Here is an 8,216-nt window from a genome sequence, read left to right on the forward strand (position 1 = left end):
GATGACCGAAGTGCTCCTGCTCATCGTGGCCCTGCTGCTCTGCCTTGCCTGCGGAGTCTTCGTCGCGGCCGAGTTCTCGCTGACCACGGTCGAGCGCAGCGAGCTCGAACGCGCCGTCGAGCGTGGGGAGCGGGGCGCCGACAGCGCCCTGGCCGCCGTCCGCAGCCTGACCTTCCAGCTCTCCGGCGCCCAGCTCGGCATCACGGTGACCGGCCTGGTCATCGGCATGATCTCCAAGCCCTCGATCGCCGCCCTGCTCCAGGGGCCCTTCGAGGCCATGGGGCTCTCGGCCACCGCCGCCTCCTCCACGGCCCTGGTGCTGGGCACCGCCCTGTCGACCGTGGTGCTGATGGTCGTCGGTGAGCTGGTGCCCAAGAACTGGGCCATCTCCTCCCCGCTGACCATCGCCAAGCGCGTCGCCACCGCGCAGCGGGTCTTCAGCCGCGCCTTCAGGCCCCTGATCAGCCACCTCAACACCACCGCCAACCACATGGTCCGACGGTTCGGCATGGAACCCACCGAGGAGCTGGCCTCCGCGCGCAGCCCCCAGGAACTGGTGGCCCTGGCCCGGCACTCCGCGAAGGCGGGCGCGCTGGAGAAGGACACCGCCGAGCTGTTCGTGCGGACCCTGAACCTGGCCGACCTCACCGCGGAGAACGTGATGACCCCGCGCGTGCAGGTGACCGCCCTCGACGTCCAGACCACCGCCGAGGACGTGGCCAACGCGACCATGGCCACCGGGCTGTCGCGCTTCCCCGTCTACCGGGGCAGCCTCGACAGCGTCGTCGGCACCGTCCACATCAAGGACGTGCTCGCGCTGCCCGCCGCGGAGCGGCACCGCCATCCCGTCTCGCAGCTGCTGCGCGCGCCCCTGCTCGTACCGGAGTCCCTGACGGTGGACCGGCTGCTGGACCGGCTCTCCGGCAAGCAGACCATGGCCGTCGTGATCGACGAATACGGGGGCACGGCCGGGGTGGCCACGCTGGAGGACATCGTCGAGGAGGTCGTCGGCGAGGTACGCGACGAGCACGACCCGCACGAGACCTCCGACCTGGCCCCGGCCGGTACGGACGAGTCCGGCCGGGCCCTGTACTCCGCCGACGGCGCCGCACGCACCGACCAGCTCCGGCTGATCGGCCTGCGCGTCCCGGACGGCCCGTACGAAACCCTGGCCGGGCTGATAGCCACCGCACTCGGCCGGATCCCGGCCGTAGGCGACAGCCTGGAACTGGACGGCTGGCGCCTGGACGTGGTGGACGCCGGCGGGCGCCGAGCCGCCCGCGTACTGCTGCACGCACCGGCCGAAGCCGCCGGTGACGAGCCTACGGAGGGCGCCCGATGACCGTCGTCCAGCTGCTGATCGGCCTGGCGACCCTGGTCGTCAACGCCGTCTTCGTCGGCGCGGAGTTCGCGCTGATCTCGGTCCGGCGCAGCCAGATCGAGCCGTACGCCGAACAGGGCGACCGACGCGCCCGCGCCGTGCTGTGGGGCCTGGAACACGTGTCGGCGGTGATGGCGGCGGCCCAGCTGGGCATCACCCTGTGCACCCTGGTGCTGGGCGTGGTGGCCGAGCCCGCCATCGCACACCTGCTGACCCCGCTCTTCGACCTCGTCGGAGTGCCCTCGGGGCTGACGCACGTGATCTCCTTCGTGATCGCGCTGACGCTGGCGACGTACCTGCACATGCTGTTCGGGGAAATGCTCCCGAAGAACGTGGCGCTGTCCGAGCCGGTGCGCACCGCGCTGGTGCTGGGCCCGCCCCTGGTGACCGTGACCCGTGCGCTGAAGCCGGTGATCTTCGCGATCAACACCTTCGCCAACGCGCTGCTGCGGCTGCTGCGGGTGGAGGTGAAGGACGAGGTCGCGGCGACGTTCTCGGACGACGAGCTGGCCCGGATCGTCAAGGACTCCAGCGCCGCGGGGCTCATCGACGACCGGGCGAGCGAGCGGCTGTACGACGCCCTGGAGCTGGGTCGACGCCCGGTCACCGATGTGGTGCTGCCGGTGGACCGGGTGGTCACGGCGCGGCTGGGCATCACCGCGGACGGGCTGGAGCTGCTGTCGGCCGAGTCGGGGTACTCGCGTTTCCCCGTGGTCGACGAGCAGCGCCGCATCCTGGGCTACCTGCACGTCAAGGACGCCCTCGACGTGGTGGAGCGGGACGATCCGTTCCCCGAGTCCGAGCTGCGCTCGATCGCCCAGGTGCGGGCGGAGACCCCGCTGGACGACGTGCTCACCGCCATGCGGCGCAGCCGCACGCACCTGGCGGCCGTCCTCGGGGCGGACGGGGCCATGACGGGCCTGGTGACGATGGAGGACGTGCTGCGCGAGCTGTTCGGCCGGCCCGCGTCCGCCTGACGGCCGCGCGGTCCCCGGCCCTGCGGGGTCGGGGTACCGCGCGGTAGCATCGCTCCGCCATGGAGATGAATGCGTCTTACACCAGTTTCGTCGCGATCGGCGACTCCTTCACCGAGGGCATGTCGGACCTGCTGCCGGACGGCTCCTACCGGGGCTGGGCCGATCTGCTGGCCGCCCGGCTCGCGGCGCGCGAGCCGGGCTTCCGCTACGCGAACCTCGCGGTGCGCGGAAAGCTGATCGGGCAGATCGCCGAGGACCAGGCGCCGGCCGCCGCCGCGATGGGCGCCGACGTGGTGACGCTGGTGGGCGGGCTCAACGACGCCCTGCGGCCGAAGGTCGACATGGGCAGGGTCCGCGGCCACCTGGAAGGGGCCGTGGCCCTGCTGGCCCCGTCCTGCGGGCGGCTGGTGCTGATGCGCTCCCCGGGCCGCAACGGTCCGGTCATGGAACGCTTCCGGCCCCGCATGGAGGAGCTGTTCGGCATCCTCGAAGAGCTCACCGCCCGACACGGGGCGCTGCTGGTGGACCTGTACGGGGCCCCGGTGCTCGCCGATCCGCGCATGTGGGACGTCGACCGGCTGCACCTGACCGCCGAGGGCCACCGGCGGGTGGCGGAGGCGGTCTGGCAGAGCCTGGGCCTGCCCGCGCAGGAGGACTGGCGGGCCGCCCTGCCGCCCGCCGCGGCCCCCGGCTGGCAGGTGCGCAGGACCGAGGACCTGCGCTTCGCCCGGCAGCACCTGCTCCCCTGGATCGGCCGCCGCCTGACGGGCCGCTCCTCGGGTGACGGCCGCCCCTCCAAGAGGCCCGAACTGCTGCCGTACGCGGCCTCGCCGCCCTCGTAGCAACACACAATCGCAGGTGGCGCCCCCACCTGCGTGAACGCACAGCCGCGGCCCAAGTAGAATCCCTACACGTGACAGCCAAGCCCCGCATCCCCAATGTCCTGGCCGGCCGCTACGCCTCCGCGGAGCTCGCCGTCCTGTGGTCCCCCGAGTACAAGGTGACGCTGGAGCGGCGGCTGTGGCTCGCCGTGCTGCGCGCCCAGAAGGACCTCGGCATCGACGTCCCGGACGCCGCCCTCGCCGACTACGAGCGCGTCCTGGAGACCGTCGACCTCGCCTCCATCGCCGAGCGCGAGAAGGTCACCCGGCACGACGTGAAGGCCCGGATCGAGGAGTTCAACGCCCTCGCCGGCCACGAGCACGTGCACAAGGGCATGACCTCCCGCGACCTGACCGAGAACGTCGAGCAGCTGCAGATCCGGCTCTCGCTGGAGCTGGCCCGGGACCGCACGGTCGCCGTCCTGGCCCGCCTCGGCAAGCTGGCCGGCGAGCACGCCGAGCTGGTCATGGCCGGCCGCTCCCACAACGTCGCCGCGCAGGCGACGACCCTGGGCAAGCGTTTCGCGACCGCCGCCGACGAGCTCCTGGTCGCCTACGACCGCCTGGAGAACCTCCTCGACCGCTACCCGCTGCGCGGGATCAAGGGCCCGGTCGGCACCGCCCAGGACATGCTCGACCTGCTGGGCGGCGACGCCGCCAAGCTGGCCGACCTGGAGCAGCGCATCGCCGCCCACCTCGGCTTCTCCCAGGCCTTCACCTCCGTCGGCCAGGTCTACCCGCGCTCGCTGGACTACGACGTGGTCACCGCTCTGGTGCAGCTGGCCGCCGCCCCGTCCTCGATCGCGAAGACCATCCGCCTGATGGCGGGCCACGAGCTGGTCACCGAGGGCTTCAAGCCCGGCCAGGTCGGCTCCTCCGCGATGCCGCACAAGATGAACACCCGCTCCTGCGAGCGTGTGAACGGCCTGATGGTCATCCTGCGCGGCTACGCCTCGATGACCGGCGAGCTGGCCGGCGACCAGTGGAACGAGGGCGACGTCTCCTGCTCCGTGGTCCGCCGCGTGGCCCTGCCCGACGCGTTCTTCGCCTTCGACGGCCTGCTGGAGACCTTCCTGACCGTCCTCGACGAGTTCGGCGCCTTCCCGGCCGTCGTGGCCCGCGAGCTGGACCGCTACCTGCCCTTCCTCGCCACCACCAAGGTGCTGATGGGCGCGGTGCGGGCCGGTGTGGGCCGTGAGGCCGCCCACGAGGTCATCAAGGAGCACGCGGTGGCCTCCGCGCTCGCCATGCGCGAGCAGGGTGCCGAGCGCAACGAGCTGCTGGACAAGCTGGCCGCCGACGAGCGGATGCCGCTGGACCGCGCGCAGCTGGACGCCCTGATGGCCGACAAGCTGTCGTTCACCGGCGCCGCGGGCGACCAGGTCGCGACCGTGGTCTCCCGGATCGAGGCCATCGCCAAGCAGCACCCGGAGGCCGCCGGGTACGCGCCGGGATCGATCCTCTGACCCCCGACGAGCTCGAAGCCGCCCGCGACCGCGTCCTGCCGGACGTGGTCGCGGGCGGTCTGCGCGTGCTCTTCTGCGGGATCAACCCGGGGCTCCTGTCCGCCGCGACGGGCCACCACTTCGCCCGGCCGGGCAACCGTTTCTGGCCGGTCCTCCACCTGTCCGGCTTCACGCCCCGCAGGCTGGCACCGGAGGAGCAGGAGGAACTGCTCACCTACCGCCTCGGCATCACGAACGTCGTGGCCCGGGCGACCGCCCGCGCCGACGAGCTGACCGCGGAGGAGTTCCGTGAGGGCGGCCGGATCCTGACGGCGAAGGTCGAGCGGTTGCGGCCCGACTGGCTCGCCGTGGTCGGCGTCACCGCCTACCGCACCGCCTTCGGCGACCGCCGGGCCCGGATCGGCCCTCAGGAGCGGACCATCGGCACCACCCGCATCTGGGCACTGCCCAACCCCAGCGGCCTCAACGCCCACTGGACCGCGGAGTCCATGGCCCAGGAGTACGCCCGCCTCCGCGAGGCGGCGGAGGCCCCGCCCACCCCCTGACCGGCGCCGGGCGAGCTCCGGGGTGCCCCTCGCCCGAGTGCGCCGGACCGCCCCGCCCCCTCGGGGTCGTCCACGCGCGCCGGCCCTGCCGTCGATCACCCGGCGCGGCCCGCGATGGCCCGTGCGCACTCCATCGACTCGGCGTGGGTGGTGTCGATCTCCAGGTCGTAGACCACGCCTCGGTGGACGAGCTCCGCCTGTGAGACGGCCATCCCCACGGTCCGGTCGCCCCGCGCGATCTCCCGGCCGGCGGCCACGGCGCCCTCACACCTGACACCCACCCACAGCACCCGCAGCCCGCCCAGGGCCTGCTGCCAGCGCTTCTGGGAGGCCGCCCCGCCGAGGAACACCTCGTCGACGACGATCCGGGCCCCGCCCCGCGCCATCGCGGCGATCCCCTCGATCCAGGCCGCCTCCAGTGCCCGGAACGCGGGACCGACGACGACCTCGCCGTCCGGAGCGAACTCGATGCCCCCGTCCATCGCCCGCATCGACGCCGGCATCGCGTCGACCAGGGTGTCCGTCCCGAAGACCAGCCACGGATCCGGCAGGACGGCCTGCAGGCACCGGGCGATCCCCGACTTGCCGGAGCTGGATCCGCCATTGAGAACGATCACTTGAGTCTGCACCGCGCCACAGTAGGGCCACCGCTCCGGCGGGCGACAACGGATTTCGCGGTCCTACGGCGGGTCCGTCACGGTGATCCCCGCCATCAGCGTGTAGGGGTCCTCCTCACTCCACTGCGTCACACAGGCCACCAGCCAACGGTCCTCCGCCCGCCAGAGGTGCACGTGGTCGGTGCTGTGCGTCAGTTCCTCCCAGGGTTGAGCGAGCTCCTCCGGCGCGGTGTCCAGGGCGGCCGGCGAGCACAGCGTGAAGACCAGAGGCGTCCCCCAGCGCTCCGTCAGGGCCTGGGTGAGGGCCGCGTACTCGGCGCTGATCTGGTCGGCGGCCTCCCGGCGTCCCGAACCGTCGTCCTCCCAGAAGTCCCCGGTCTCCTCCAGACGGACGAGGTGGTAGCCGGGGCCGCTGCTGTGCCGACCGAGGCGCACCGGCACGTCCACGAAGCTCTGGGCCCGCAGCCGATCGATCAGGTCGAGGTGCTGTGCCGTGGTCATACCGTCAGTATTCCGGGGGCCACTGACAATTGGTCCGGCGTCACGCGTCGCGCCGCCGCACGGCCAGCCACCCCGCCGCCAGGGACACGAGGGCCCACATCGCCGTCACCGCCAGCCCGCTCCACGGACCGAGCGTCCCCTGCGCCTCCAGCCGCATCACCACCTGGCCGGCCCGGTCGGGCATGAACTGTCCCGCACCGTCGGCGACCTGACCGACCACGAAGGGCACGATCAGCAGGAAGGGTATGAGCAGGCTCATCACCAGCGTGCCACTGCGCACCAGGGCCGTCAGACCGGCCGACAGCAGGGCGATCAGCGTGAGGTAGGCACCGCTGCCGAACACGGCCCGCAGGGTGCCCGGGTCCCCCAGGGAGAGGGCGTACTCCCCCATCAGGGCCTGGCCGGCGACGAAGGTGACGAGGCCGGTGATCTGACCGACCACGAAGGCGAGTCCGGCCACCGTGGCGGCCTTCGACAGGTACAGCCGGGTCCGGTTGGGCACGGCGGTGAGCGACACCCGCAGCGCTCCGTCGCGGAATTCACCGGCGAAGGCCGTGGCGCCGAAGGCGACGGCCGCTATCTGCCCGAAGTTGATGCCGAAGAAAGCTCCGAACAGGCGGTCCTCCCCCAGTGCTCCCGGTTCCGAGGTGCCGATGGCGGCGGCGGTGAGGACGGTGATGCCGGCGGTGGCCGCGAAGACGGCCAGGAGCGATCCGAGGGTCGAACGGATGGAACGTATCTTGATCCACTCCGAGTGCAGGACGGAGACGGTGGGCAGGGCTGCGGAGGTCATGACGGTGGCTCCCATCGGGATTCAGGTGGTGGTGGCGGAGAACTGCGCACGGTCGGCGGTGAGATCGAGATAGGCCTGCTCCAGGGAGGCCCGCTCGTCGGCCAGCTCCAGGACGGGGATGCCCGCACGGGCGGCGAGGGCGCCGATCCGGTCGGCCCGTATGCCGTCGACGGTCCAGGACCCCTCCTCGGCGGCGACCAGCGCGAAGCCGTCCCGGGCCAGGGCCGCCCCCAACCGCTCCGGCTCCGAGGTCCGCAACCGCACCCTCCGGGTGCTGCGGGCGCTGATGAACTCCTCCATCGAGGTGTCGGCGAGGACCCTGCCCCGCCCCAGCACCACGAGGTGGTCGACGAACGCCGCCGACTCGGCCATCAGATGGCTGGAGACGAAGACGGTGCGCCCTTCGGCTGCGAGGCCGCGCATCAGCTCGCGGATCCAGATGATGCCCTCCGGGTCGAGGCCGTTGGTCGGCTCGTCCAGCAGCAGCACTCCGGGGTCGCCCAGCAGGGCGGCGGCTATGCCCAGGCGCTGGCGCATGCCCAGTGAGAAGGTTCCGATGCGGCGGCGGGCGACGGAAGCGATACCGGCCTGCTCCAGGACCCTGTCGACGCGGGCGGGTGGGATGCCGTTGCTGACGGCGAGCGCGAGGAGGTGGTCGCGGGCCCGGCGGCCCGAGTGGGCCGCCTGGGGGTCGAGGAGGGCTCCCACCCGGTGCAGGGGGCGGTCGAGGTCGGTGAACTGGCTCCCGCCGATGGTGGCGGAGCCGGAGGTCGGCCGGTCCAGGCCCAACAACAGCCGCAGGGTGGTGGACTTGCCGGCGCCGTTGGGCCCCAGGAAGCCGGTGACCCTGCCGGGCAGGACGTCGAAGGTCAGGTGGTCCACGACCCGTCGGCTGCCGTGGTCCTTGGTGAGTTCGCGGATCTCGATGCGGTTCATGGCTCAAGCGTCGCCGTCGGGCCTCCCCCCTTCCCTCCCCCATGCGAGGGTGGGGGGTTCCCCCCCCGGGGGGGGAGGCACCCCCCCACCCCCCCCCCCGAGGAAAGCACGTCTCCACC

Annotated in this window: 9 protein-coding genes; 5 read left to right on the top strand and 4 right to left on the bottom strand. The window is 72.5% G+C overall.

Features of this window, described 5'->3' with window-relative positions; all coding sequences use genetic code 11:
* Position 1: 1 nt before the first annotated feature.
* The 5 genes from ACZ5D2_RS39035 to mug all read left to right on the top strand — a co-directional run bounded on the left by ACZ5D2_RS39035 (position 2) and on the right by mug (position 5,250).
* Entirely contained in the window at positions 2-1,342 is a 1,341-nt protein-coding gene (locus tag ACZ5D2_RS39035) for a hemolysin family protein (RefSeq protein ID WP_468936265.1), read from the top strand.
* Positions 1,339-2,358: a hemolysin family protein gene (locus ACZ5D2_RS39040; protein WP_468936268.1), complete on the top strand. Its 1,020-nt coding sequence runs from the start codon at positions 1,339-1,341 to the stop codon at positions 2,356-2,358. Before ACZ5D2_RS39035 ends, ACZ5D2_RS39040 begins: the two co-directional genes overlap by 4 nt.
* 59 nt (positions 2,359-2,417) lie before the next feature.
* The gene (locus ACZ5D2_RS39045) at positions 2,418-3,200 is read left to right on the top strand and encodes an SGNH/GDSL hydrolase family protein (RefSeq protein WP_468936271.1); all 783 of its coding nucleotides are present in this window, start codon (positions 2,418-2,420) and stop codon (positions 3,198-3,200) included.
* A 71-nt stretch (positions 3,201-3,271) separates the two neighbouring features.
* The gene (gene purB, locus ACZ5D2_RS39050; protein ID WP_371679824.1) at positions 3,272-4,705 is read left to right on the top strand and encodes an adenylosuccinate lyase; all 1,434 of its coding nucleotides are present in this window, start codon (positions 3,272-3,274) and stop codon (positions 4,703-4,705) included.
* On the top strand, positions 4,702-5,250 hold the full coding sequence (gene mug / locus ACZ5D2_RS39055) for a G/U mismatch-specific DNA glycosylase (protein WP_468936281.1): 549 nt from the start codon (positions 4,702-4,704) through the stop codon (positions 5,248-5,250). The genes purB and mug overlap by 4 nt, the downstream gene beginning before the upstream one ends.
* A gap of 95 nt (positions 5,251-5,345) precedes the next feature.
* Here the strand turns inward: mug and cpt are convergent, their stop codons facing one another.
* From cpt to ACZ5D2_RS39075, 4 genes are read right to left on the bottom strand one after another with little or no spacing between them, the layout of a single operon-like run.
* On the bottom strand, positions 5,346-5,879 hold the full coding sequence (gene cpt, locus ACZ5D2_RS39060) for a chloramphenicol phosphotransferase CPT (RefSeq protein ID WP_371679823.1): 534 nt from the start codon (positions 5,877-5,879) through the stop codon (positions 5,346-5,348).
* Between the two features lie 51 nt (positions 5,880-5,930).
* Positions 5,931-6,368, bottom strand: coding sequence for a hypothetical protein (locus tag ACZ5D2_RS39065; protein WP_371679822.1), 438 nt, complete (start codon positions 6,366-6,368; stop codon positions 5,931-5,933).
* Positions 6,369-6,408: 40 nt separating this feature from the next.
* Positions 6,409-7,161: an ABC transporter permease gene (locus tag ACZ5D2_RS39070; RefSeq protein ID WP_371679821.1), complete on the bottom strand. Its 753-nt coding sequence runs from the start codon at positions 7,159-7,161 to the stop codon at positions 6,409-6,411.
* Between the two features lie 21 nt (positions 7,162-7,182).
* A complete protein-coding gene (locus ACZ5D2_RS39075) occupies positions 7,183-8,097 on the bottom strand; it encodes an ABC transporter ATP-binding protein (RefSeq protein ID WP_468936278.1) in 915 nt (304 codons plus the stop codon).
* Positions 8,098-8,216 lie beyond the last annotated feature (119 nt).

It is taken from the genome of Streptomyces sp. NPDC031479 (genome assembly GCF_055581065.1).